Source organism: Pseudomonas pohangensis (assembly GCF_900105995.1).
GTDB classification, from domain to species: Bacteria; Pseudomonadota; Gammaproteobacteria; order Pseudomonadales; family Pseudomonadaceae; genus Aquipseudomonas; species Aquipseudomonas pohangensis.
This window is the reverse complement of record NZ_LT629785.1, coordinates 3,257,105-3,281,812: the sequence shown is the minus strand read 5'-3', so window position 1 is coordinate 3,281,812 and position 24,708 is coordinate 3,257,105. Positions and strand designations below refer to the sequence as shown.

Annotated in this window: 20 protein-coding genes; 10 read left to right on the top strand and 10 right to left on the bottom strand. The window is 59.3% G+C overall.

The features are described 5' to 3' along the window. Window positions 1–53: 53 nt before the first annotated feature. The 4 genes from BLT89_RS15255 to BLT89_RS15240 all read right to left on the bottom strand — a co-directional run bounded on the left by BLT89_RS15255 (window position 54) and on the right by BLT89_RS15240 (window position 4,930). Window positions 54–731: a TetR/AcrR family transcriptional regulator gene (locus tag BLT89_RS15255; RefSeq protein WP_090197284.1), complete on the bottom strand. Its 678-nt coding sequence runs from the start codon at window positions 729–731 to the stop codon at window positions 54–56. Between the two features lie 13 nt (window positions 732–744). After that, a complete protein-coding gene (locus BLT89_RS15250) occupies window positions 745–1,824 on the bottom strand; it encodes an extracellular solute-binding protein (RefSeq protein WP_090197283.1) in 1,080 nt (359 codons plus the stop codon). Between the two features lie 509 nt (window positions 1,825–2,333). Beyond that, complete coding sequence (locus BLT89_RS15245) at window positions 2,334–3,392, bottom strand: extracellular solute-binding protein (protein ID WP_090197280.1); 1,059 nt, start codon at window positions 3,390–3,392, stop codon at window positions 2,334–2,336. A gap of 158 nt (window positions 3,393–3,550) precedes the next feature. Then, window positions 3,551–4,930, bottom strand: coding sequence for a glutamine synthetase family protein (locus BLT89_RS15240; protein ID WP_090199086.1), 1,380 nt, complete (start codon window positions 4,928–4,930; stop codon window positions 3,551–3,553). Window positions 4,931–5,632: 702 nt separating this feature from the next. Here BLT89_RS15240 and BLT89_RS15235 point away from each other — a divergent pair. The 6 genes from BLT89_RS15235 to BLT89_RS15210 all read left to right on the top strand — a co-directional run bounded on the left by BLT89_RS15235 (window position 5,633) and on the right by BLT89_RS15210 (window position 12,107). Beyond that, window positions 5,633–6,991 carry a glutamine synthetase family protein gene (locus tag BLT89_RS15235; RefSeq protein WP_090197277.1) on the top strand — a complete coding sequence of 453 codons (1,359 nt, stop codon included), beginning with the start codon at window positions 5,633–5,635 and terminating at the stop codon, window positions 6,989–6,991. Between the two features lie 279 nt (window positions 6,992–7,270). Continuing rightward, complete coding sequence (locus tag BLT89_RS15230) at window positions 7,271–8,365, top strand: polyamine ABC transporter substrate-binding protein (protein WP_090197271.1); 1,095 nt, start codon at window positions 7,271–7,273, stop codon at window positions 8,363–8,365. Window positions 8,366–8,632: 267 nt separating this feature from the next. Beyond that, window positions 8,633–9,778 (top strand): polyamine ABC transporter ATP-binding protein, encoded by a 1,146-nt coding sequence (gene potA, locus BLT89_RS15225; RefSeq protein ID WP_090197268.1) that lies wholly within the window; start codon window positions 8,633–8,635, stop codon window positions 9,776–9,778. Beyond that, the gene (locus BLT89_RS15220; protein WP_090197265.1) at window positions 9,775–10,683 is read left to right on the top strand and encodes an ABC transporter permease subunit; all 909 of its coding nucleotides are present in this window, start codon (window positions 9,775–9,777) and stop codon (window positions 10,681–10,683) included. The genes potA and BLT89_RS15220 overlap by 4 nt, the downstream gene beginning before the upstream one ends. Continuing rightward, complete coding sequence (locus tag BLT89_RS15215) at window positions 10,680–11,558, top strand: ABC transporter permease subunit (RefSeq protein WP_090197261.1); 879 nt, start codon at window positions 10,680–10,682, stop codon at window positions 11,556–11,558. Before BLT89_RS15220 ends, BLT89_RS15215 begins: the two co-directional genes overlap by 4 nt. Before the next feature lie 78 nt (window positions 11,559–11,636). After that, on the top strand, window positions 11,637–12,107 hold the full coding sequence (locus tag BLT89_RS15210) for a hypothetical protein (RefSeq protein WP_231975030.1): 471 nt from the start codon (window positions 11,637–11,639) through the stop codon (window positions 12,105–12,107). 13 nt (window positions 12,108–12,120) lie between these two features. Here BLT89_RS15210 and BLT89_RS15205 read toward each other — a convergent pair whose 3' ends face one another. The 3 genes from BLT89_RS15205 to BLT89_RS15195 all read right to left on the bottom strand — a co-directional run bounded on the left by BLT89_RS15205 (window position 12,121) and on the right by BLT89_RS15195 (window position 16,702). Continuing rightward, entirely contained in the window at window positions 12,121–13,614 is a 1,494-nt protein-coding gene (locus tag BLT89_RS15205; RefSeq protein ID WP_090197258.1) for a M20 family peptidase, read from the bottom strand. Window positions 13,615–13,654: 40 nt separating this feature from the next. Next, a complete protein-coding gene (locus BLT89_RS15200; protein ID WP_090197256.1) occupies window positions 13,655–16,051 on the bottom strand; it encodes a penicillin acylase family protein in 2,397 nt (798 codons plus the stop codon). Between the two features lie 78 nt (window positions 16,052–16,129). Next, window positions 16,130–16,702 (bottom strand): DUF6436 domain-containing protein, encoded by a 573-nt coding sequence (locus BLT89_RS15195; protein ID WP_090197253.1) that lies wholly within the window; start codon window positions 16,700–16,702, stop codon window positions 16,130–16,132. Window positions 16,703–16,830: 128 nt separating this feature from the next. On the opposite strand from BLT89_RS15195, the gene BLT89_RS15190 reads away from it, so the two are divergent. Further along, window positions 16,831–17,763 (top strand): phospholipase BipL, encoded by a 933-nt coding sequence (locus BLT89_RS15190; protein WP_090197250.1) that lies wholly within the window; start codon window positions 16,831–16,833, stop codon window positions 17,761–17,763. A gap of 3 nt (window positions 17,764–17,766) precedes the next feature. Here BLT89_RS15190 and BLT89_RS15185 read toward each other — a convergent pair whose 3' ends face one another. Next, the gene (locus BLT89_RS15185; protein WP_090197247.1) at window positions 17,767–18,510 is read right to left on the bottom strand and encodes a hypothetical protein; all 744 of its coding nucleotides are present in this window, start codon (window positions 18,508–18,510) and stop codon (window positions 17,767–17,769) included. A gap of 111 nt (window positions 18,511–18,621) precedes the next feature. On the opposite strand from BLT89_RS15185, the gene BLT89_RS15180 reads away from it, so the two are divergent. Together BLT89_RS15180 and BLT89_RS15175 are read left to right on the top strand one after the other, a co-directional pair. Further along, window positions 18,622–19,257, top strand: a complete 636-nt coding sequence (locus BLT89_RS15180; protein WP_090197244.1) for a 2OG-Fe(II) oxygenase — start codon at window positions 18,622–18,624, stop codon at window positions 19,255–19,257. A 2-nt stretch (window positions 19,258–19,259) separates the two neighbouring features. Continuing rightward, window positions 19,260–19,760 carry a DUF523 domain-containing protein gene (locus tag BLT89_RS15175; RefSeq protein WP_090197240.1) on the top strand — a complete coding sequence of 167 codons (501 nt, stop codon included), beginning with the start codon at window positions 19,260–19,262 and terminating at the stop codon, window positions 19,758–19,760. On the opposite strand, the gene BLT89_RS15170 is transcribed toward BLT89_RS15175, so the two are convergent. Continuing rightward, window positions 19,761–20,987 carry a c-type cytochrome gene (locus BLT89_RS15170; protein WP_172829142.1) on the bottom strand — a complete coding sequence of 409 codons (1,227 nt, stop codon included), beginning with the start codon at window positions 20,985–20,987 and terminating at the stop codon, window positions 19,761–19,763. 880 nt (window positions 20,988–21,867) lie between these two features. Further along, window positions 21,868–23,097, bottom strand: coding sequence for a phosphoglycerate dehydrogenase (gene serA / locus BLT89_RS15165; RefSeq protein WP_090197234.1), 1,230 nt, complete (start codon window positions 23,095–23,097; stop codon window positions 21,868–21,870). Window positions 23,098–23,278: 181 nt separating this feature from the next. On the opposite strand from serA, the gene BLT89_RS15160 reads away from it, so the two are divergent. Further along, on the top strand, window positions 23,279–24,673 hold the full coding sequence (locus BLT89_RS15160; RefSeq protein ID WP_090197231.1) for an FAD-binding oxidoreductase: 1,395 nt from the start codon (window positions 23,279–23,281) through the stop codon (window positions 24,671–24,673). Window positions 24,674–24,708 lie beyond the last annotated feature (35 nt).

The window sequence follows — 24,708 nt, the reverse complement described above, 5'->3', positions numbered from 1 at the left end:
CGAGAGCCTAATTTCAATTATAAAGCCGATAAATATCGATAATCCTGGAGTCTTTACTGGCTTGCAGCACCGCAGATGGGCGCAGGGTGTTTTGGCAGGTGGGCCGGCAGATACAGGGCCAGATACGCATCGAATACCCGCATGCCCTCTTCGGCCATGCGCGGGGTAATGACGCCATGGGACTGGACAGAGCTGGCGTAAACGCGATCGCTCAGTTCCAGAGCCAGGGTGAAGATGTCGATATCTTCCGGTAGCGCCGGCAGCTGGAAGTGCCGGGCAAAAAGCTGCTGCAACAGACGACCCAGTTCGACATCGTGACGCTGATCGGCACGGGTAACTTCGGTCAGCCCGTGCTGGGCGAGAACCAGCTGGCGTGCCGCAGGATCTGCAGCGTAGGTTTCGAGCATGCGCGATTCGACAATGCGCGACAGATCCCGCCAGTCACGCAGTTGTGCATGATCCAGCGGCGCCTGCAGACAGGCGCGGAATGCCGCATGGACTTCGCTGGTGAGTGCCTCGAGCAGGGCCGGGACGCTGGCAAAGAAATGGTACACCGAGGACGGAGGGATCCCCGCACGCGCGGCAACACTGTAGATGGACAGTTCGCCGGTGCCTTGCTCCGCCAGTTCGGCGCGGACTGCCGCAAGGATTGCGGCAATGCGCGCCTGGCTGCTGGCCCTCGGTTTGCGGGTTCTGGCAACGCTCGGTTGTTGGTGTTCTGAGCTGCTCATCGGAAGGCTGAAGTCAGAGCGCCTCAGGTGTTGGTGCTTCGATGAATTCTGCCCAGACGGCATCGATGGCTTCCTGGGTGTCATCCTGCAGGGTTGGCATCATGGTCAGGCGGCGGCGCATCTGCTTGTCCAGTTTGATCCCCGGCATGTTGCGCAGTTCTGCCGAAAGAAACTGGTCGGCTGCAGCATTGGCGTTCGGGTACAGCGTTTCGGTAGTGATCTGGGCGGCTACTTCTGGTTTGAGCAGATAGTTGATGAACCGGTAGGCGAGGTCAGGGCGTGCTGCATTGGTAGGAATTACCAGGGTGTCAATGAACATCGGGGCACCTTCTTCAGGCACCACGAAGACTACCGGCTGGCCCTCATCGGCAGCGACCAGCGCATCTCCGGTCCAGGCAACAGCGACGCACAGATCACCGGTATTCAGGGCCTCGATGTACTCCTCGCTGTCGATCTGGCGGATATTCGGCCGTATGGCAAACAATGTCTTGGCGGCAGATTTGATCCGGCGTGGCGGCGTGTGCGAAATGCTGCGGCCCTTGTAGTTCATCAGGCCGTCGAATACCTCGGCGGACGCATCCAGAATACTGATGCCGCAACTGGCCAGCTTGGCGCTTTGCTCGGGATCGAAGACCACGCTCCAGCTTTCCGGCAGCGGGCCACCAAAGGCGCTTTCGGCCTTCGGGGTATTGATGGCCAAGCCAACGGCTCCCCACAGATAAGGCATCGCGTGAATATTCTGGGGGTCGAATGCGGACAGCTTGCTGAGCACCTGCGAGTCGAGATTGACGGCATTGGGTAACTTGGCCTTATCCAGCGAGGTCAGCTTGCCTTCCTTGATCAGGCGGGGCAGTGAGTCGTGGGATGGCACCATGATGTCGTAGGGCGCGTTGTCGTCAAACGCCTTGCTTAGTTCCTCGTCGGTACTGAAGGTGTCATAGACAATCTTGATACCGGTTTCATTCTCGAAATTGGTCAGCACTTCCGGGGCGATGTAGTCATTCCAGTTGTATATGCGCAGAACATTTTCATCAGCTGCGACTACAAAACCGGGTAGCAGAGCAATCAACAGGCAGGCAAGAAGGCGGTGCATTGGGCGACATCCCTTAAGTCAGGTGCAGGTAAGTGCAAGTTTTTGGCGCGTGGCGGAAGCCGTTTTTTCATTGACGCGCGACGAGCTTGTTACTTCAGGCGTCCCGACTTTAGCAGTCGGGGAAAGAAAACTACAACGCGAGCTTGTGCGGGGATGCAGTGACTACAAGCGGGGGAACGGCAGAATGGACCGGTTGGGTCAGGAGTCGCCTGCAGCGGAAAGCGGAATGTCGGGCGGGCTGCTGCTATCCGGTGCGCGCCGGATCAGTGTGCTTTCGGCGCGCCGGTTCGGGGTTCGGGAGGTACTTTGGAGTTTCAGGCTGCCGGGTGTTGCAGTCTGATAATTCCCCGCATTCAAAGGCGTCTGGAGACTGCTGCAGGCAAACCCGCAAGACGGTTACAGCAGGGCAGAAAAGCTGCCAGCTCACGGGCTTGTTTGCCGATGGATAACCTGTTGCGCCCACGCAACAGGTTATCAGCAGCATGGGGGCAGCAGGGGTAGTGACGGTGTCACTTGGCCAGCAAGGCACTCCAGGCCTGATCGCGGGCTTTTTCCTGTGCTTCAGGCAGCGCTTTGAGCAGTGCCAGACGGCGCTTGGTTGCTTTGTCCGGAACAATACCCGGCCGGTTGCGCAGGCTTTCCGGCAGCAGCTCGATGGCTGCGGCATTGGCATTCGGGTAAAGGGTGGCGACAGTGATCTTGGCGATAACGTCCGGGCGCAGCAGGTAATCGATGAAGCGATAGGCCGCGTCCTGATGCTGTGAGGACTTGAGAATCGTCAGGCTGTCGATAAACAGCGTGGCCCCTTCGTTGGGGATGACGAACTCTACCGGTTGCCCGGCATCGGCGGCAGCCAGCGCATCACCGACAAAGGAAATGGCCACGCACAGTTTGCCGCTGGCCAGGTCCTCAATGTAGCGCTCGCTGTCTATGTAGCGAAGGTCTGGCTTGATCGCCTCGAGGGACTTGCCTGCCTTGAGGATCTGCCGCGGAGAGGAGTCTTCCAGGATTCGGCCCCGGTAGTTCATCAGGCTGGTCATGACGTCATCCACGGAGTCCAGATAGCTGACCCCGCAACCGGACAATTTGGCCACTTGCTCGGGGTCGAAAACCAGGCTCCAGCTCTGTGGCAGCTTGCCGCCATAGGCCGCTTCTGCCTGGGGGGTGTTGATGGCCAGTCCTACCGCACCCCACAGGTAGGGTATCGAGTAGCGGTTGCCCGCATCGAATGCGAGCATTTTCATCAGCATGGACTGATCGATATTCTTGCTGTTGGGCAGCTTGCTCTGATCCAGCAGGAGCAGCTTGTCTTCCTTGATCAGGCCCGGCAGGTCCGGGTTGGTGGGTACCACGATGTCGGCAGCGGTCACGCTGTCGATCATTTCTTTCATTTCGGCCGCAGAGCCGTAAGTCTTGTAATCAATCTTGATGCCGGTTTCTTTTTCAAAATCGACCAGCACCTGCGGGTCGATATAGTCGTTCCAGTTCAGTACGGTGAGTACCGTTTGTTCAGCGCTGGCAAGACTTGGCAGCAGGGTTATCAGCAGGCAGGCAATCAGTCGGCGCATAGTGCGGCTTCCCTATTCTAGTAGATCGCTGGACGCCGTTTCGGTCAGCCACTGTTGCGGCCCAAAGCTGCCTGATAACAAGGGATTTTGAAGAACGTAGCGGCCAGCCAAGAATATCCACAGCAAGGGCCAGCCGCTAGTAGCTTGCGGTTGAAATATCAGACGGTATGCAGATACCAGTTGTATTCCAGATCCGAAATGGTGGTTTCGAACTCTTCGAGCTCTGCTTCCTTGCAGGCGACAAAAATGTCGATGTAGTCCGGACTGATGTACTTGTTCATCACATCGCTTTCGTCCAGTTCACGCAAAGCGTCGCGCAGGTTGTTTGGCAGACTCTGTTCCAGCTGCTCGTAGGAGTTGCCTTCGATGGGCTCACCCGGTTCGATCTTGTTGGTCAGGCCGTGGTGAATGCCGGCGAGTATCGACGACATCATCAGGTAAGGGTTGGCATCCGCACCGGCAACCCGGTGCTCGATACGCATCGCATCGGGGCTATCGTTGGGCACGCGCACCGCAACGGTGCGATTGTCCAGCGCCCAGCTTGGCGCGTTGGGCACATAGAACTGCGCACCAAAGCGGCGGTAGGAGTTGACGTTGGGGCAGAGGAAAGCCATGGAGGCGGGCATGGTTTCAAGGATGCCGCCGATGGCGTGACGCAAGACCGGATGATTCTCCGGGTCGTCACTGGTGAAGATGTTCTTGCCGGTTTTCTTGTCGAGCAGGGAAATATGTACATGCAAACCGTTGCCGGCCTGTTTCGGATAAGGCTTGGCCATGAAGGTACTGTCCATTTCATGGTCATAGGCAACGTTCTTGATCAGGCGCTTGAGCAGCAGGGCATAGTCACAGGCCTTGAGGGCATCCTGCACGTGGTGCAGATTGACTTCGAACTGGGCCGGGGCGCTTTCCTTGACGATGGCGTCGGCGGGCAGGTCCTGCTCCTTGGCGGCTTCGAGGATGTCCTGCAGGCAGTCGGCATATTCATCCAGATCGTCGATCAGATACACCTGGGTCGATATCGGCCGTTTCCCCGACAGCGGTGAACGTGGTGGTTGTGGTCGGCCGTTTACGTTCTCCTGGTCGATCAGGTAGAACTCCAGCTCAAAGGCGGCACAGATGGTCAGTCCGAGATCATCGAACTTGCTGATGATCTGGCGCAACACTTCCCGTGGATCGGCAAAGAAAGGCTTGCCATCGAGTTCGTGCATGGTCATCAGCAGTTGTGCCGTCGGGCGCTTCTGCCACGGCTCGTTGCACAGCGTGCCGGGGATCGGCAGGCAGACGCGGTCTGCATCACCAATGTCCAGCCCCAGGCCGGTGCTTTCCACGGTTGAGCCGTTGATGTCGAGGGCAAAGATGGAGGCCGGCAGGTTGATGCCTTTGGCATACACCTTGTGCAGGCTGGCGCGCTCGATCCGCTTGCCGCGGACAACCCCGTTCATGTCCGCGATAAGAAGATCGACGAACTGGATATCCGGATTGTCCTTGAGGAAGTCGTTGGCCTCGTTGAGTTTTACGGTAATGGGAGTAGCCGACATGATGCAGAACCTGTTGTTTAAAATTTCAATCACGCGTTTGAACATTATGGCAAAGGAGCGTGAGGTCAGCTCTGCCATTCAATATGCGCGGCATTGTGCCCTAAAATGCCTGTGGGCAACTAATTACATGGTTTTCTGAGGTTTTGGTAGCTTCGAGATTGCCCTTGTTTTGGCGTTACGAAACAGACTGTGTTTAATTTTTTACGCCCTATTGTATAAAAAAATGAACAGCGCTAAGCTCGGAACGATTCGAATAACAGCAAAAACCGGTGTTTCATGTCGTGCCAGACGTCGAATGGCCAAGCCACCCGCATTCAGCCGTTCGGCTCGAATAATCACTATCCAGCGGCTGCAGGAAGCGCGCCAGTCAGGCTGGCGAATCCTGATACAGCATCGCGGGTCTCTCCATTGCCGGCAAGCGCTCCGGATCAGCCTGCGTCTACCCAGAGTCTAGATGGTCTTTTGCTAAAGGCGTTGCGTTGTTTTGTTGAACAGCGCTTCAGCCGGCAACGGCCCCTGCATCGTCGCGCTTCCGGCGTGCGCGCAAGCTGCTGTAGCGCTGCGCGGCGTCCAGCTGACCAGTCTTTTTACCGGTTCCTGTTTCACAGCATTACAGGCGATTCGGGTATTTCTCTGCTCAACTGAGCGGAGCAATTCCGAATTGACTATAAACAACGTCAGGCTACAACCATCGAGGTCAACATGAGTGTCAAACTGGATCAGCTTACGTCCTGGCTGAAAGATCGAAAAATTACTGAAGTCGAATGCATGATCAGTGATCTGACAGGCATCGCGCGCGGCAAGATTGCGCCTACCAACAAGTTTCTCGACGAGAAGGGCATGCGCCTTCCCGAGAGCGTGTTGCTGCAGACGGTAACCGGTGATTATGTCGACGATGACATCTATTACGAGTTGCTGGACACCGCCGATATCGACATGTTCTGCCGGCCGGATCAGGATGCTGTTTATCTGGTGCCCTGGGCACTGGAGCCGACCGCGATGGTGATTCACGACACCTTCGACAAGCAGGGCAATCCGATCGAACTGTCGCCGCGCAATATCCTCAAGAAAGTCCTGAAAATGTATACCGACAAGGGCTGGACGCCGATTGTTGCGCCGGAAATGGAGTTCTATCTGACCAAGCGGTGCTCCGATCCGGATTTTCCGCTGGTCGCGCCGGTAGGCCGCTCCGGTCGCCCTGAAGTGGGTCGCCAGTCCTTCTCGATTGATGCGGCCAACGAATTCGATCCGTTGTTCGAGGATGTTTACGACTGGTGCGAGGCGCAGGAGCTGGATCTTGACACCCTGATCCATGAGGACGGCCCGGCACAGATGGAAATCAATTTCCGTCATGGCGATCCGCTACATCTGGCAGACCAGATTACCGTGTTCAAGCGCACCATGCGTGAAGCCGCCCTCAAGCATGATGTCGAAGTGACCTTCATGGCCAAGCCGATTACCGACCAGCCGGGCAGCGCCATGCATATTCACCAGAGCGTGGTGGATACCAAGACCGGCAAGAACATCTTTTCCAATGAAGATGGCTCCATGAGCAAGCTGTTCATGAATCATATTGGTGGTCTGCAGAAGTTCATTCCCGAACTGCTGCCGCTGTTCGCCCCCAACGTCAACTCGTTCCGCCGCTTCCTGCCGGATACCTCGGCGCCGGTAAACGTCGAGTGGGGTGAAGAAAATCGCACCGTAGGTCTGCGTGTGCCGGAGGCCAATCCGCAAAACCGGCGCGTGGAAAATCGCCTGCCCGGTGCCGACGCCAACCCGTATCTGGTACTCGCAGCATCCTTGCTGTGCGGCTACATGGGCATGGTCGAGGGCATCAATCCGAGCGCGCCGGTCAAGGGCCGTGGATACGAGCGCCGCAACCTGCGCCTGCCAGTGACCATCGAGCACGCCCTTGAGCGCATGGAAAACTGCAAGGAAGGTGTGAAATATCTGGGCGAGAACTTCATGCGCGGCTATGTGGCGGTAAAGCGTGCCGAACATGAGAACTACAAAAGGGTGATCAGCTCCTGGGAGCGCGAGTTCCTGTTGTCGTCTGTCTGAGCTGGCGGCTGGATTGATGCTTCGGCGTTGCCTCGGGTTGGCATGGTTACTGCTTTGTTAATGATGTGCAAATGACAGTTGTGTACTTTTCCGGTGGCCAGTTGACCATCAAGGAGTTGCTAACCTAGTTTGTACGAGGAAGACGTCTGCAATTTCACACAGGGAAGGCAGCAGCTACGTCGCCAACAAGGATGATTGTTTGGTTTTTGTTGGGGCTCATGAGTCCGGGCGCACTGCCTGGGCCGGGAGTCCATAAACTCAAGTTGGGAGCTGGTTTGCATGAAAAAATACTCCAAGACGCTGATTGCCTTGTCGCTCACTGGCGCTATTGCCGGTTTTGCCCAGGCCGCCGACAAATCGGTGAATGTCTACAACTGGTCTGACTACATTGCCGAAGACACCAATGCCAATTTTGAAAAACAGACCGGCATCAAGGTGGTTTACGACGTTTTCGACAGCAATGAAGTACTCGAAGCCAAGCTGCTGTCGGGAGCTTCCGGTTATGACGTAGTCGTGCCTTCCAACCAGTTCCTGGCCAAGCAGATCAAGGCCGGTGTATTCCAGAAGCTGGACAAGTCCAAGCTGCCGAACTGGAAGAACCTCAATGCGGATCTGATGAAAACCCTGGAGACTGCCGATCCGGGCAATCTCTACGCCTTCCCCTACATGTGGGGTACCACCGGCATCGTCTATAACGTCGACAAGGTCAAGGCAGCGCTGGGCGTTGACAGCATTGACTCCTGGGACGTGATCTTCAAGCCGGAAAACCTCGAGAAGCTCAAGTCGTGTGGCGTGTCCATGCTGGATGCGCCGCAGGAAGTCATGGCGGCAGCGCTGTTCTATCAGGGGCTGAATCCTAATCCGACTACCACGGCTGAAGTAAAGAAGGCTGAAGAGTTGATGATGAAGCTGCGCCCTTACATCACCTACTTCCATTCCTCCAAGTACATTTCGGATATGGCCAACGGCAATATCTGCGTGGCTCTGGGTTGGTCCGGTGATGCTTTCCAGGCTCAGGCCCGGGCCGAAGAAGCCAAGAATGGCGTGAAAGTGGCCTACGTGATTCCCAAGGAAGGCGCAGCCTCCTGGTACGACATGATGGCCATACCGGCTGACTCGAAGAATGCAGACAACGCGCTGGCTTATCTGAACTACATCATGGATCCGGCGGTAGTCGCAGAAATCACCGATTACGTGGCTTACCCGAATGGCAACTCGGCTTCTACGCCGCTGGTTGATGAGGATATCCGCAACAATCCGGGGATCTATCCGCCACCTGAAACCATGAAAAAACTTTACGCGTTTGGCGAGCTGTCACCGAAAGTGCAACGCGCCATGACACGCAGCTGGACCAAGATCAAATCGGGCCAGTAAGCAGGCAGAAACTCCGGCCATCGGAAGGTGGCCGGAGTGTTGCAGAGGGTTTTTTCGCAGGCGAAACGTCTGCGAAAGCACCATCGAAAAAGTCTGGAAGCAGGCAATCATCTGCCAGATGGTTGGTGCCGTAGCGAATTTCCGAATGCCTGTTGCCAGGTAACTATCAAGCGATAGGGTGAAATGGGCTGCAGATCATGGATGACAAATAATTCAAACAAGCCTGGCTACCCTGGCCGGGTCTTCAAGTGTTGGGAGTTGTAGTAAATGGCAATAGCCTCCGGTGTACAAGAAGAAGCCCTCGCCGGCAATCAGCAGCCTGCGAAACAGGTGCTGGTAAAAATCGACCGGGTAACCAAGAAGTTTGACGAGACGGCGGCAGTGGATGATGTATCCCTGTCGATCTACAAGGGCGAGATTTTCGCCCTGCTCGGCGGTTCTGGTTCTGGTAAATCCACCCTGCTGCGCATGCTTGCCGGTTTCGAGAAGCCGACCGACGGGCGTATCTACCTCGATGGCCAGGACATCACCGATCTGCCGCCGTACGAGCGCCCGATCAACATGATGTTCCAGTCCTATGCCCTGTTCCCGCACATGACAGTGGAGCAGAACATCGCCTTCGGTCTCAAGCAGGACCGCATGCCCAAGGCTGAAATCGAGAGCGTGGTCAACGACATGCTCAAGCTGGTGCAGATGACCGAGTATGCCAAGCGCCAGCCGCACCAGCTCTCCGGTGGCCAGCGCCAGCGCGTTGCACTGGCACGCTCGCTGGCCAAGCGTCCGAAATTGCTGCTGCTGGATGAGCCGATGGGCGCACTGGACAAGAAGCTGCGTTCGCAGATGCAGCTGGAGCTGGTGGATATCATCGAGGGTGTTGATGTGACCTGCGTCATGGTGACCCACGATCAGGAAGAGGCCATGACCATGGCCCAGCGCATCGCCATCATGCACATGGGCTGTATCGAGCAGATCGGCAGTCCGGTCGACATCTATGAGACGCCGATCAATCGGCAGGTCTGCGAGTTCATCGGTACCGTCAACCTGTTTGAGGGTGAAGTGGTTGAAGACGAGCAGGATCATGCGGTGATTGCCTGCCCGGATCTGGATCGCAAAATCTACGTGAACCATGGCGTTACCACCTCGGCGCGGGACAAGCACGTTGGCTACGCACTGCGTCCGGAAAAGCTGCTGGTGACCACCGAGCAGCCTGGCGATGATGTCAACTGGGCGCGCGGCAAGGTGCACGACATCGCCTACCTCGGCGGACATTCGGTGTTCTACATCAAACTGAACGGGGGCATGGTGGTGCAGTCGTTCATGGCCAACTCGGAGCGCCTCGGTGCTCGTCCGACCTGGGGTGACGAGGTGTTCGTCTTCTGGGAGCATGACAGCGGCGTGGTACTGCGCTCATGAGCATGCCAAAACTTAAAAGCCTGACCCCGCGGGGGCGGCACTTTGTCATCGGGGTGCCATTCATCTGGCTCTTCGTGTTCTTTGTGCTGCCATTCATCATCGTACTGAAGATCAGCTTTGCCGAGGCGGATGTTGCGATCCCGCCCTACACCGAGATCTACAGTTATCTGGATCAACAGTTTCAGGTCATTCTGAACTTTGGCAACTACGTCCTGCTTAGTGAGGATGCACTTTACGTCTCCGCGTATCTGGGCTCGCTGAAGATTGCCTTTTTCAGCACCCTGCTGTGCCTGTTGATCGGCTACCCGATGGCCTATGCCATCGCCCGCTCCAGCAAGGAAGCTCAGACGGTGTTTCTGCTGCTGATCATGATGCCGACCTGGACCGCGATCCTGATCCGCGTCTATGCCTGGATGGGCCTGCTGAGCAAAAGCGGTCTGATCAACAGTACGCTGATATCGATGGGGCTGATTGACGAGCCGCTTCAGCTGCTCAACACCAACCTGGCGGTGTACATCGGTATTGTCTATTCGTACTTGCCGTTCATGGTGCTGCCGCTGTTTGCCAACCTGGTCAAGCATGACCATACCTTGCTCGAAGCGGCATCCGACCTGGGCTCGAGCAACATCAACAGCTTCTGGAAGATCACCGTGCCGTTGTCGAAAAACGGCATCATTGCCGGCTGCATGCTGGTGTTCATTCCGGCAGTAGGCGAGTTCGTGATTCCCGAGCTGCTTGGCGGACCGGAAACCCTGATGATCGGCAAGGTTCTGTGGCAGGAGTTCTTCAACAACCGTGACTGGCCGGTAGCCTCTGCGCTGGCGGTGATCATGCTGCTGATCCTGATGGTGCCAATAATCCTGTTTAACCGAAATCAAGCCAAAGAGCTGGAGGGCAAGATATGAAGCGCTTCAGTTATACAAACTTCATGTTGTGGGCTGGTTTGACGTTCATTTACCTGCCCATGGTGATTCTGGTCATCTACTCGTTCAACGGCTCCAGACTGGTGACGGTCTGGGGTGGCTGGTCGATCAAGTGGTATGCGGGGTTGCTCGACAACCGTCAGCTGATCAGTTCGGTGGGGCGTTCGCTGGAAATCGCCTTCTACACGGCAATCGCGGCGGTTATCCTCGGAACCATAGCGGCCTTCGTGCTGACGCGGATTTCCAACTTCAAGGGCCGTACGCTGTTCGGTGGCATGGTTACCGCGCCGCTGGTAATGCCTGAAGTGATCACCGGTCTGTCGCTATTGCTGCTGTTTGTGGCCATGGCGCAGCTGATCGGCTGGCCGCAACAGCGCGGCCTGGTGACCATCTGGATCGCGCATACAACCTTCTGTACGGCTTACGTGGCTGTAGTGGTGTCGTCACGCCTGCGCGAGCTGGACCTGTCGATCGAAGAGGCGGCAATGGATCTGGGCGCACGCCCGTGGAAGGTGTTCTTTCTGATCACCATCCCGATGATCCTGCCGTCTCTGGCAGCGGGCGGCATGATGGCCTTTGCCCTGTCGCTGGATGATCTGGTACTGGCCAGCTTCGTCTCCGGCCCTGGTGCAACCACCTTGCCGATGGAGATCTTCTCCGCCGTACGGCTGGGCGTGAAGCCGGAAATCAACGCGGTAGCCAGCCTGATTCTGCTGGCGGTTTCGCTGGCGACTTTCATTGCCTGGTATCTCGGCCGGCGTGCCGAGGCACGTCGCAAGCGTGCCCTGCAGCAGAGTATGGAAGCCATGGCTGCGGAAGCCTCCGGCTCCAGCTGGAAAGGTGCTTCGGCCTCCTGAGGCTGATAACCTGCGTCATCGCAACAGGGCCACCTTGCGTGGCCCTTTTGCATTTCTAAAGATTGCCCCGAGGCTTGTATGTCGCTATCCGATGAACACAATCCGGCTGACCCGCAATGGCTGCAAATCTGTGACGCCGCCGGACTTGATCCGCGTGAACGCCTGCAGGCGCGCCTGACCATCCTGCAGCATCCGCAAGCGCAGGATTGCACGTTATACCGGCCGGATGAGGACGATTTCGAGGCAGAGGAAGAGGAGCTGGGCGATGCGCGGGTCCTGTTCGCTGGTGCTTTTCAGGCGCCAGCCAGCTGGGATGCCGCGCAGCGGGAGGCCTACTTCGATGATTGCGACCCGGCGCTGTTCAGCAATGCCTATATCGAGTGTGTGGCGGCTGTCGGCTCTGCGGCGTTTTTCATGGCCGAAAGCGGTGACCATGTGGCGAGCATCACGGCTGACGGGCAGGTGGTGATGCACTTCATTCACGACTGGCGCGAGGACGAGCAGGGCCGCTTGTGCGTGCTTGTCCGCGATGACCAGCCGCTGTTCTAGCCGCCCCGGCTGACTAGTTGTCCCGGGTCGGCATCGTGCTGATCAGCCGGTAGTAGAAGGCTGCTGCTGCACCCAGATCCTTGACTGCAATGCGCTCGTTGAGGCCGTGAATGCGCTGCATGTCCTGCTGCGTCAGCTGAATCGGCGCGAAACGAAAGACATTCTGCGTGAGCGGCAGAAAGTAGCGTGAGTCGGTGCCGACCACCGTCAGATTGGGAGCCACCAGGGTATTGCCGAAGCTGGCGCGAATGGTCCGGCTCAGGTGTTGGTAGGCTTCGCCGTTGACATCGGAGATGCTCGAGGGCTCGCGAGCCCCGGGCATGACCTTGATACTCACTTGCGGATCATTGATCGCGCCTCTGACGTGTTGCTGCACACTTTCAATGCTGTCGGCCGGATGAATGCGCAGATTGATGATGGCGCGGGCGTCGGGTGGCAGGACGTTTTCCTTGTTGCCGCCATTGATGATGGTCGGTGCGATCACCGTGCGCAGTTGTGCCGAGCCTGCCGGGGTGCTTTCGAGCATTTGTGTGATCAGCGGGCCGAACAGCCAGCGGTTGGCCAGCAGCATGCGCGGCAGGAAACCTTGTGCCGGGGCAATGGTGTCGAGGAAGTCATTGGTCGGCCCCTGGATATGGGCGGCAAATGGATGGTGGCCAATCTGCTGCAGGCTCAGGCTCAGCCGCCCGATGGCGGTTTCATCAAAGGCCTGCGGCATCGAAGAGTGACCACCGATGGCGGAAGCCGTGACGTTCAGCGTCACCGAGCCTTTTTCGGCAATGCCGACCAGCGCGACGTTGGCGTTAACGCCGGGAATGATGCCCCGGGTGATGGCGCCACCTTCATCGGAAACCCAGGCGAGTTTTGTTCCCTGCTGCTGCAAATGCTCGGCGACCAGGCGGTTGCCGTTATAACCGCCGATTTCCTCATCGGCACCAAAACTGAACAGCACGCTGCGCTCGGGTTTGAAACCCTGGCTGAGCAACAGCTCGGCTGCCTCGAGCATGGCAATCATGGAACCCTTGGTGTCGAGCGTGCCACGGCCCCAGACATAGCCGTCAGCCAGCGTGCCGGAGAAGGGCGGGAACTGCCATTTGCGCTCCTCGCGCGGTGCTATCGGCACCACATCCATGTGCGCCATCAGCAGTACCGGATCCAGCTCCCGGTTGCTGCCTTGCCAGGTAAACAGCAAGCTGCCGGCGCCGATCTGCTCGAGCCGGGTGTTGGCCGCCAGCAGCGGGTAAGTCTGCAGCAACCAGGCCTGCATGTCGGCAAAGGCACTGCGGCTGGCGGCCTGTTCTGCCTCGCTGGCACCTATCTGACGGGCAATGGTCTGGAAACGAATCGCTTCACCGAGGTGGCGCGCGGCGGTTTCTGCACTGATTCCGTCCGGCAATGCCGGATCGCTGGCACCGAGCAAAGGCGCGGGCAGCAGCAGGGTGCGGACGATGATCAGGGCCAGCACGCCGAGCAGGGCGATACCCAGTATCTGAAAAGCGCGTTTCATGCAGTTGCTCCTTGCAAGCCGGGCCCGGGTCCGCGTGTGCTCATGGCTGGGTGGTGAACGTCAGGGTGGAGCGGGTGTTGGCTTTCACATCATCCCGACTGAAGTGCTCGGGGACATAGTCGCCGAGGGCATAGGGCTCGGCCTGATCCCGGTAATGCTGGTCAAACAGTACGCCACTCTGGCCCACCGGGTTGATGCCCAGGGCATGCTCGGGGTCGGCAAAATCCACCAGGCGGCGGGTCGACGGGCCGTACAGCACTTGCCACGGCCCGCTGCCCACGCGCGAAGAGAGGTTGTTGGGCGTCTCGTGACCGCCGGGTACAGCAAAGGGCCCGACATTGAACAGCAGGTCCAGCGGTGGCTGCTTGGACAGCGGATGGTTGTGGGTAAGGGTATGCGCCTTGCCCCATTGCCAATTGCTGCTGTCGTCGCCAAGGGTTTTGTGCAGATGCTGCAGCCCTTGTTGCCAGGCACGTTTTACCGTGTCGGCGCGTGATTCCGGTTCGGGCGTGGCAACCTGATCCCACCAGGGCGAACCGGCATCGGCAGCCAGCCGTGGCAGGGCCAGATCGAGGATGCGCGTGGCCAGCAGGTTGTTGAAAAAGGCTTCGCCCAGTTCGTCCTGCATGGCATTCAGGGCCAGTTCATAGACCAGCTGGTTGAACAGCGTGGCCGGCACCGAATCCAGCGTGTGATTGCCATCCCATTCAAGCAGCTGCTCGACCAGCGCACGTTGCTGATCATCCGCAGCGGCGGCCAGCAGATCGTCCTGCAACGGTTGCAGGATGCGCCGGGCATAGCCGCTGGCGGTATCCAGCTGCACGGCCTGGCTGTTTTGCAGGTCCCACTTGATAGCAGGATCCTCGAGCAGGTCGGTCAGACGCTGGGCCCGATCAGGCAGGTTGTAGTAACCCGGAATCTGGATGCCGCTGGCCGGCAGCGGCTGGTGGTTGGCCGACATGATGTAGCCGCGCCGCGGGTTGAGTTCCTGCGGATTGTCGCGGAAGGGGTAAAAGCCCAGCTTGTCGGCCTGGTTGGTACTGCCGTTGAGAATGAACGCCGGGTTGACGCCGGCCGGGCGGATCGGCAGGCGCGCCGCTGCCCACCAGGCGATATCGCCGGCAGCCGAGGCCCAGACTATATTGAGCCCGGGCGACTGGATCTGCTCGACTGCCCTGGCGGCACTTTTCACGTCGGTAGCGTGGTTGAGTTCATAAAAGCCGTTGAGGATCGGATTGGGCGTTTCCAGAAAGGCCCACCACATGGCAATCGGCGTCTGGCTGTTCGCGATGCCCTCGCCCAGCGCGTCATTGATGATCGGGCCGTGGGGCGAGCTGCGCAGGGTCAGTTTGACCGGCTCGGCGCCCTTGACCTGAATCTCCGACTGGCTGCTTTGCAGATCCACCCAGCCGCCCTGATACCAGACCTGTTGCGGGTTGTCCGGGTTGACCTTTTCGGCGATCAGATCGAGATCGTCATTCTGGAACATGGTCAGACTCCAGCCCATCTGCTGGTTATGCCCGAGCATGGCAAACGGGTTGAGCGCCTGATGGTGCCCATACAGCTGGAAGTCCGGCGTGCTCAGCTGGGCTTCGTACCACACCGAGGGCACGGCAAAACTGATATGCGGGTCGCCAGCCAGCAGCGGTTTGCCGCTCTGTGTGCGGCTACCGGCAATCACCCAGGCGTTGCTGCCTTCGTATTGCGGCAGACCGGCGGCCTGCAGCGCCTGGTGGCTGATGCTCGCCAGCTGGTTCAGTGCGCGCCAGTCATTGGCGGCCAGTGCCGCTGAGCGGGTTACGCCCTCCGGGTGCCAGTCGATATCGAAGATTTGCAGATAATCGGCGCCGAGCTGGTCACGCACATAGGTCAGGATCGGTTCGGTGCGGAAAGCCGCGGCGAAGCTGTAGGCCAGATAGCCGGCAATGCTGGCCGTGTCTTCGGCAGTGAAGGGGCGCTTGGGAATGCCAAGAATATCGAACTCGATGGGTGCCGGACGCGTGTCCTGATACTGGTTGACGCCATCCAGGTAGGCCTGCAGGGCCAGCCATGCCGGCGAAGTCTTATCCTGTTCGGCAATGTAGCTGGTGGCGCGGTCGCGAATGCGCAGGGTGCGGAACAGGCGGTCGGTGTCGACCAGCTTTTCGCCGAACACTTCAGCCAGTTCGCCGCGCGCCAGACGACGCAGCATCTCCATCTGGAACAGGCGGTCCTGGGCGTGTACATAGCCGAGGGCGCGGTACAGGTCGAGCTGGTTCTGCGCATACAGGTGAGGTACGCCACGCTCGTCGTAATTGACCGTCACCGGGGCGCCGAGATGTTCCAGTGCCAGTTTGCCGTCACGCACCGGCTGTTTGCCCAGCAGGTAAAAAGCACCACCGATGGCGGCGGCAAGCAGCACGGCCAATGGGGCAATTATCAGGGTTTTGCGTTGCATGGTTTACCTCTGGTGGTTCTTGTTTTTATGCAGTCGATGGCCATGGGGCGATCGTCAGGCGCGCGCCAGTTTGGCGCACTAGTTTGCTGGACGCCAGTCACAGAAACAGCCCGAGGCCAGCGTCTGGGTGGCGTTCACCGGGCGGCCATCAAGCAGCGCTTGCAACACCGGCTCGATGAAACTGTTGCTGGCGTTGCAGGTGGCACCTTCGCTGTAGGGGCCGAAATACGCCAGCCGGCCCTGCTGGTCCCAGATGGCAACCGCCGGACTGGCGGGTATCTGCCCGGCACCCGGTGGCAAGGCGAGCACGGGGATATTGCTCAACAACTCGGGTAGCTGGCCCTTTGTCCCGGGCTTCTGCACGGCATGGAAACTGACTCCCAGCGCAGCGTAGTGCGCCACCAGTTCGGCCAGATGCTGCTGATTGCCGACATTGCACGGGCAGGCCGGATCCCAGAAATGCACCAGGCGGATCGGCCCCGGACCAGCGAGCTCGGCGGGCAACGCCAGTTCCGCGGCGCTGAACAATTCACTGCGCAACTCGAAGGGCCGTATGTAGCGGTTCTGGTACCACCAGAGTGCCGCGAGCAATGCGCTCAGCCAGCACAGGGCGAATGCGGTGATCAGCAGATTCTTGCGCGGCACAGACATGCGTTGCTTTCCTGAAAGAAATTATCCTCGGCAAGCTTGCCACGGACTGGCCCAGCGCCGAACATCCAGCCATGCAATGCCGCCCGTGAGTCCGGATATTGACGCTTAAGCCCTTGATGGATATGCCCATGCCTGCAGATTTTCAACCCGACAGCCTGCGTGCCGAACTGTTGCCCTTCAACCAGACAGGCGCCGAATCTGCGCAGGTGCAGGCCTATCGGCGTTTTTACCGGTTGCAATTCGCCCTGGCGCAGCAGACCCGCATCGGTACGCTGCAGGTAGCGGGCTACGAACTGGTGCTGCAGGCCTGGTGGCCGGCGCAGCCGCGGGCGACGCTGGTGCTGCTGCATGGCTATTACGACCATGTCGGCCTGTACCGGCACCTGATCGAGTGGGCGTTGCAGATGGGTTTCGTGGTACTCACGGCGGATTTGCCCGGCCACGGCCTGTCCACGGGCAGCGTGGCGAGCATCGATGATTTTGCCGAATACCAAGCGGTGCTCGCCGGTTTGCTGGATATGGCCGCGCAGCTGCAATTGCCAGAACCCTGGCATCTCTGCGGGCAGAGCACCGGCGGTGCGATTCTGATTGATTACCTGCTTACCGGTGAGCCCGCGGCGCAGCTTGGCGAGACTATTTTGCTGGCGCCGCTGGTCAGGCCGCGCGCCTGGTGGCGTTCCAGGCTCAGTTACCAGCTGGTCAAACCCTTTGTAAAAAGTATTCCCCGGCACTTTTATGCCAACTCCAGTGATGCCGAGTTCATTGAATTTGTGCAGTTTCACGACCCGCTTCAGGCCCGGGTTCTGCCCGTGGCCTGGGTGGGCGCGCTGGCGCGCTGGATACCGCGTATCGAGTCTGCCGCCCGCTGCGACAGGAGTCCGCTGATCGTGCAGGGCGATGCGGATCTGACCGTTGACTGGCGGCACAACCTTGCCGTGCTGGATGACAAGTTCAGCCAGCCGAGGCTGTGTCTGCTTGAGGGCGGCCGGCATCACCTGGCCAACGAAACACAGGCACTGCGCAGCCGCTATCTGGACTTTCTGGCGCAGTACCTGTCCTGATGATCAGTTGGCGGGCTGGGGTGCCGCTGGCGGATGCATGGCGGCATGCAGCGCGGTGAGGGCCGCCTTGTAGTAATTCTGGCCTGCCGGCGACTGGGCGAAATCGACGAACTGCTGCAGTTCGGCATCACTGAGATCGCGATAGACATACAGCAGGGTGTTGTCCAGATCGCTGTTGATCTGCTGCTGCAGCCGCTCGCGCTGGGTGTTGAGCAGCTCTTCACTGTTGCCGAGCACACCGGGGAGCATGTCGCTGAGGCTGTCGGCAGCCACACCGGCCAGGGCCAGGCTGACTTCGGCACCGGCTTCGCTGGCAGGCAGGGCCTTGGCCAGCTGGCTGATCAGCTGGCGACGCACCGCCCCGGCATCCGAGCGCGGCAGGCCCTTGCCGTAGAGGGCCAGCTGGTCGCCACGACTGGCGCGGATCTCGTCGGTAATCACTTTGCTGCCGACTTCACCCTGAAAGAATTGCAGCGCCGGCTGCGGGTCGGCCAGTGACTCGCGCAGGGCCTGCAAGGCACGCTGATCCATGGCCTGGGCGGCGAAGCGGCGATTGCTGCTTTCCAGCAGCGCCTGATACATGGCTGCCGGCAGGGTGTCGCGATAACGTAACTGCGCGGCGGCCAGCGCCTGGCTGAAATTGGCGCGCTGCTGCGGCCAGCCGGTAACCTGATAGAGCTTGAGGTAATCATCGGCCTGTACCGACAGGCTGAACAACATGAACAAAGCGGCAAGCAAAACGCGCATGGAAGCTCCTTGGCAGGCAGCGGCAAGCGGGGCGGGTTTCGCTTGTCGCGGGAAAAGCGCCATTTTCGTCTGCATAGCGCCGGGTTGTCGAGGCGCTGATAGAATCTGTCGATGAAAACCTTTATTTCCGATGCCTTGCTGGAAAGACTTGCCGATGACCTGGTCAGCCAGGGCTGGGCGATTGCCGACGACTTTCTGCTGCCGGCACAGACTCGCCAGCTGGCCAGCGAATGCCGGCAACGCGATGCGCAAGGCCTGTTGACCGAGGCGGCGACCGGTCGCGGCAACGCCTTGCGCATACGCCCGACGGTACGTGGCGACTCGATCCAGTGGCTGGAGCCCGGACAGTCGCCAGTGACCGATGACTATCTACTGGCCATGGATGCCTTGCGCCGGGGGCTGAACGCCAGTCTGTATCTGGGGCTGGAGGATTACGAAAGTCATTTTGCCCTGTATCCGCCGGGCGCTTTCTATATGCGCCATCTGGATCGTTTTCGCGATGATGACCGGCGGGATTTATCCGCCGTGTTCTATCTGAACGAAAACTGGAGCGATGACGCTGGCGGCGAGTTGCGTCTGTTTCTCGATGAAAATCCGGATCAGCCGCGCAGTCTGGATGTGCAGCCGCTGGCCGGGCGATTGGTGTTGTTCCGTTCGGCGCAACTGTTTCACGAGGTGCTGCCGGCGCAGTGCGAGCGACTGTCGCTGACCGGCTGGTTTCGCCGGCGTGGCAGTGGTGTGCTCTGATCATGCAGAAGATTCTGGTCAGTCGCTGCCTGCTGGGCCAGGCCGTGCGTTACGATGCCGGTAGTCACGGGCCGTTTGCATTGTTGCAGCAGTGGCAGGCAGAAGGGCGCATCGTGGCCTTGTGCCCGGAAGTGGCCGGGGGCTTGCCGGTACCGCGGGCACCGGCAGAAATTCCGGGCGGGCAGGGGGAGCGGGTACTCGACGGCCAGGTGCCGGTAGTGACCGACAGCGGCGAGGACGTCACTGCGGCGTTTCTCGCCGGTGCGGCAGAAGCGCAGCGGCTGGTGCAGCTACATGACATCCGCATTGCCGTGCTCAAGGCGCGCAGCCCATCCTGCGGCAATCTGCACAATTACGATGGCAGTTTCAGCGGCCGCAAGGTCGCGGGTATGGGCGTCACCGCAGCCGCCTTGCAGCGGCTCGGCGTGCAGTTGTTCAACGAGGAACAGCTGGCGCAGGCGCAACGCTGCCTGCAGCAGCTGGAAGGCTCGGAGCGAGGCTGATTACTCGACGGGCATCTTGCGCAGGTTTGCCACCTGGCTGGCGGTGGCATTGGCGGAAGCCTGGTTGCCCCAGCTGTTGCGCACATAATTGGCCAGATCGGCAATCTGCTGGTCACTGAGGTGGCCAAAGGACGGCATGGCGATGTAGCCGTCCTGTACCGGTACGCCGAACAGCACCACCTTGAGGATGTCGTTCGGGTCCTCGGCCAGCACTACGCCGTTACCGGCCAGTGGCGGAAATACGCCGGGCATGCCGTTGCCCTGGGCCTGATGGCAGCCGCTGCAATTGTCCACATACAGTGTGGCGCCGGTTTTCAGGCTGGTGTCGGGTTTGTAGTCCTGGCTCATTCGCGAGCTGGCCGGCAGTGCCTTGAGGTATTCAGCCATGGCCTGCAAGTCGCTGTCGGTCATGAAGCTCAGACTGTTGTGCACCACTTCGGCCATCGGCCCGAGACTGGTGGATTTGCCTTTGTCGGCACCGGTTTTCAGGTAGGTGGCAATCTCCGCCACACTCCACTTGCCGAGACCGGTCTTCAGGCCATCGGTCAGGTTGAGGGCAAACCAGCCATCGATTTCGGCGCCGCTGAAGGCTTTGCTCTGCTCGATGCCGCCGAGCAGGTTGCGCGGTGAGTGGCACTCGCTGCAGTGCCCGAGGCCTTCGACCAGATAGGCGCCACGGTTCCAGGAGTCGCTCTGCTTGGGATCGGCCTGATAGGTGCCTTTGTCGAAGTACAGTTCGTTCCAGCCGAGCATGCTCAGGCGCACATTGAAGGGAAAGCTCAAGTGGTTGACTTCCACCGCGTTAGTCACCGCCGGCAGACTCATCAGGTAGGCATAGATGGCATCGCTGTCGGCGCGCGTGACCTTGGTGTAAGAGGTGTAGGGCATGGCCGGGAACAGGTACTGGCCGTGCTTGTTCACGCCGTCATGCAGGGTGCGATAGAGGTCGTCGGCGCTCCAGCTGCCGATGCCGGTCTGCTGGTCAGGGGTGATATTCGGACTGAGCAGATAGCCGAACGGTGTGTCCAGACGGAAACCACCAGCGAACGGCTGGCCCTGCTGGGCGGTATGGCAAGAGGTGCAATCACCGGCGCGCGCGAGGTATTCGCCCTGTTGCACCAGAGTATGTTTGGCGGGCTCGGTGGTTTGTGCACAGACCGGTAGTGCCAGGCTGGTCAGCAGGCCAAGGATGGCCGGACGAAGTAATTGCGGTGCAAGTCGGGTCATGAGGCAAGTCTCGAGAAAGGTCGTAGGGTGTAGTGCAGTGCTTCCAAGCATATCAATTAGCCTGATCGATGGCCTGAGAAATGCTCGCCACGAGAGGGTGGGACGGTATGAGATTTTTAATGGATTGGAAATCCATAGCAGTTGTTGTTTTGGATTTCAGCCTGATTGGCGAGTGTGATTGGTAGCTTTGGTTTCGCCCTCCCGGGCGACCTACTTTCTTTGCTTGTGCAAAGAAAGCTAGGCAAAGAAACACCCCCCGACATACGGGTCGCGCTGTGCGCGACTTCCCTCGCTCCGGCACTGCTCCGAGGGTCGGCGCGAAGGGCCATCCATGGCCCAGCGCGCCTCATTTGGCATCCATGCCAAATGCCCCCCTGCGCAGCACCTGCGCTCAGCCTCCTGACGGGGACGGTCCGACTACCGAAACTTTGTATTTCCAACGAAACAGTGACTGACAAGCACGGACCAACTACCCCGTCAGCAGGGTGAGCGGCATCGGTGTGCAAGGGGTTGAGCGGCATGGATGCCGCGAAAGCTGTGATGGGCCACGGATGGCCCTTCACAGCGGGCCCCTGGAGCACCGATGCAGCGAACGAAACCGGTGCGCAGCGCAGCGAAGAACCGGGCCGTATGCCGGGCGCGCTTTCTCTTTGCTTACTTTCTCTTTGCGCGCGCAAAGAGAAAGTAAGGCGCCGTGCAAGGCGCAACCGGTAGATCAATGCCGAGGAAAGTGCTGAGCCTAGGATAAATGCTTATACCAAAAGCCCAGGAAAGTAGCCGGATTTCCAATCCGGCATAACCCGGTCCCTCGCGTGAATTCAGTGGCGAATCTGCAACAAAAAGGGAGGCCGCAGCCTCCCTTGGATAACATCACCAGCGCTTAGAACAACACGCGACTACGGATGGTGCCGCTGACGTGCTGCAGTTTTTCCAGCGCCAGATCGGAGTAGTCGCGATCCACGTCGATCACCACGTAACCCACCTTGTCGTTGGTTTGCAGGTACTGGGCGGCGATGTTGATGCCGTTGTCGGCGAACACCTTGTTGATCTCGCTCATCACACCCGGAATGTTCTGGTGGATGTGCAGCAGGCGGTGTTTGCCGGCATGGGCAGGCAAGGCCACTTCCGGAAAGTTGACCGAGGACACCGAGGTGCCGTTGTCGCTGTACTTGACCAGCTTCTCCGCCACTTCCAGGCCGATGTTGGCCTGTGCCTCGGCGGTGGAGCCACCGATGTGCGGGGTCAGGATTACCCGGTCCAGGCCGCGCAGCGGGCTTTCGAACTCTTCGTCATTGGACTTGGGCTCGACCGGGAACACGTCAATGGCGGCGCCGATCAGGTGCTCGTCCTTGATCGCCTCGGCCAGTGCTTCGAGTACCACCACGCTGCCGCGAGCGGCGTTGATCAGGATGCCGCCGGGCTTCATGGCGCGGATTTCCTTTTCGCCGATCATCCACTTGGTGCTGTCCAGTTCCGGAACGTGCAGCGAGACGATGTCGACCATGCCGAGCAAGTCATGCAATTTGCCGACCTGCGTGGCATTGCCCAGCGGCAGCTTGGTCGCCGGGTCGTAGAAGAACACCTGCATGCCGAGGGCTTCGGCGAGTACCGAAAGCTGCGTACCGATCGAGCCGTAACCGACGATGCCGAGTTTCTTGCCGCGGATTTCGTAGGAGTTGGCGGCGCTCTTGATCCAGCCACCACGGTGGCAGGAGGCATTCTTCTCGGGAATGCCGCGCAGCAGCAGGATGGCCTGGGCCAGCACCAGTTCGGCCACCGAGCGGGTATTCGAATATGGCGCGTTGAACACCGCGATACCTCGTTCGCGGGCGGCATTCAGGTTGACCTGGTTGGTGCCGATGCAGAAGCAACCTACGGCGACCAGACGCTTGGCGCAGTCGAAGACCTCTTCGGTCAGCTGAGTGCGCGAGCGAATGCCGATGAAGTGGGCGTCGGCGATTTTTTCTTTCAGGTCGGCATCGGACAGTGCGCCCTTGATGTACTCGATATTGCTGTAACCGGCGGCCTGCAAAACATCGAGGGCGTTCTGGTGTACGCCTTCGAGAAGAAGAAACTTGATCTTGCTCTTGTCGAGAGAGGTCTTGCTCATCGGAATTCCTTTGCGCCGCTTGAAGTAATAAGGGAAGGCCGGCGTCAGTTCCGGCGTCCCGCGATGCGCCGTCAGGCTCGTTTCGCGGGGTGCATATGCTAGCATAAGCACCCCCTGAAACACCCGTACCTGGCCGATGAAGCGTGCTCAGGATGACCATGAATGATCCGAGAGTTGCACGATGACCACCGCCACCCTGATTGATGCGCTGAAGTCCCTGCTGGAGCCCGGCAAGCTGCTGACCGATAGCGACTCGCTGAATACCTACGGCAAGGACTGGACCAAGCATTTCGCGCCCAAGCCGCTGGCGATTGCTTTCCCCAAGAGCATCGAGCAGGTGCAGGCGATCGTGCGCTGGGCCAACCAGCATCAGGTGGCGCTGGTACCTTCGGGCGGGCGTACCGGGCTCTCGGCTGGCGCGGTGGCGGCCAATGGCGAAGTGGTGGTGGCCTTCGACTACATGAACCAGATTCTCGAGTTCAACGAATTCGACCGTACCGCCCGCTGTCAGGCCGGGGTAGTCACCAAGCAGCTGCAGCAATTTGCCGAAGAGCATGGCCTGTATTATCCGGTGGACTTCGCTTCCAGTGGTTCCAGCCAGATTGGCGGCAATATCGGCACCAATGCCGGCGGGATCAAGGTAATTCGCTACGGCATGACGCGTAACTGGGTCGCCGGCATGACTGTCGTCACCGGCAAGGGCGAAGTGCTCGAGCTGAACCGGGACCTGATCAAGAACGCCACCGGCTACGACCTGCGCCAGTTGTTCATTGGTGCCGAAGGCACCCTGGGCTTCGTGGTCGAGGCGACCATGCGTCTGGATCGGGCGCCGAAGAACCTCACCGCCATGGTGCTCGGTGCGCCGGATCTGGATTCGATCATGCCGGTGCTGCATGCCTTCCAGAGCAAGCTGGATCTGACCGCCTTCGAGTTCTTCTCGGACAAGGCGCTGGAGAAGATCCTCGCGCGTGGCGACGTGCCGGCTCCGTTCGACACCGAATGTCCGTTCTATGCGCTGCTGGAGTTTGAGGCCAGCACCGAGGAAGTCGCCAATCAGGCGCTGGAAACCTTTGAATATTGCGTCGAGCAAGGCTGGGTGCTGGACGGGGTGATGAGCCAGAGCCAGCAGCAGCTGGAGAATCTGTGGAAATTGCGCGAGTACATTTCCGAGACCATTTCCCACTGGACGCCGTACAAGAACGATATTTCGGTCACCGTGAGCAAGGTGCCGGCCTTTCTTCATGACATCGATGCGATTGTCGCCGCCAACTATCCGGACTTCGAAGTGGTGTGGTTCGGCCATATCGGCGACGGCAACCTGCACCTGAACATCCTCAAGCCGGACAACCTGAGCAAGGACGAGTTTTTTGCCAAGTGCGTGACGGTGAACAAATGGGTGTTCGAGACGGTGCAGAAGTACCACGGCTCGATTTCTGCCGAGCATGGCGTGGGCATGACCAAGCGCGACTATCTCGGCTACAGTCGTTCCGCCGAGGAGATTGCCTGCATGCAGGCGATCAAGGCCGTCTTTGATCCGAACGGCATCATGAATCCGGGCAAGATATTCCCGCTCTGATTCAGTCCGGCGCTCGCCGGGCGGGCTTAGCCCGT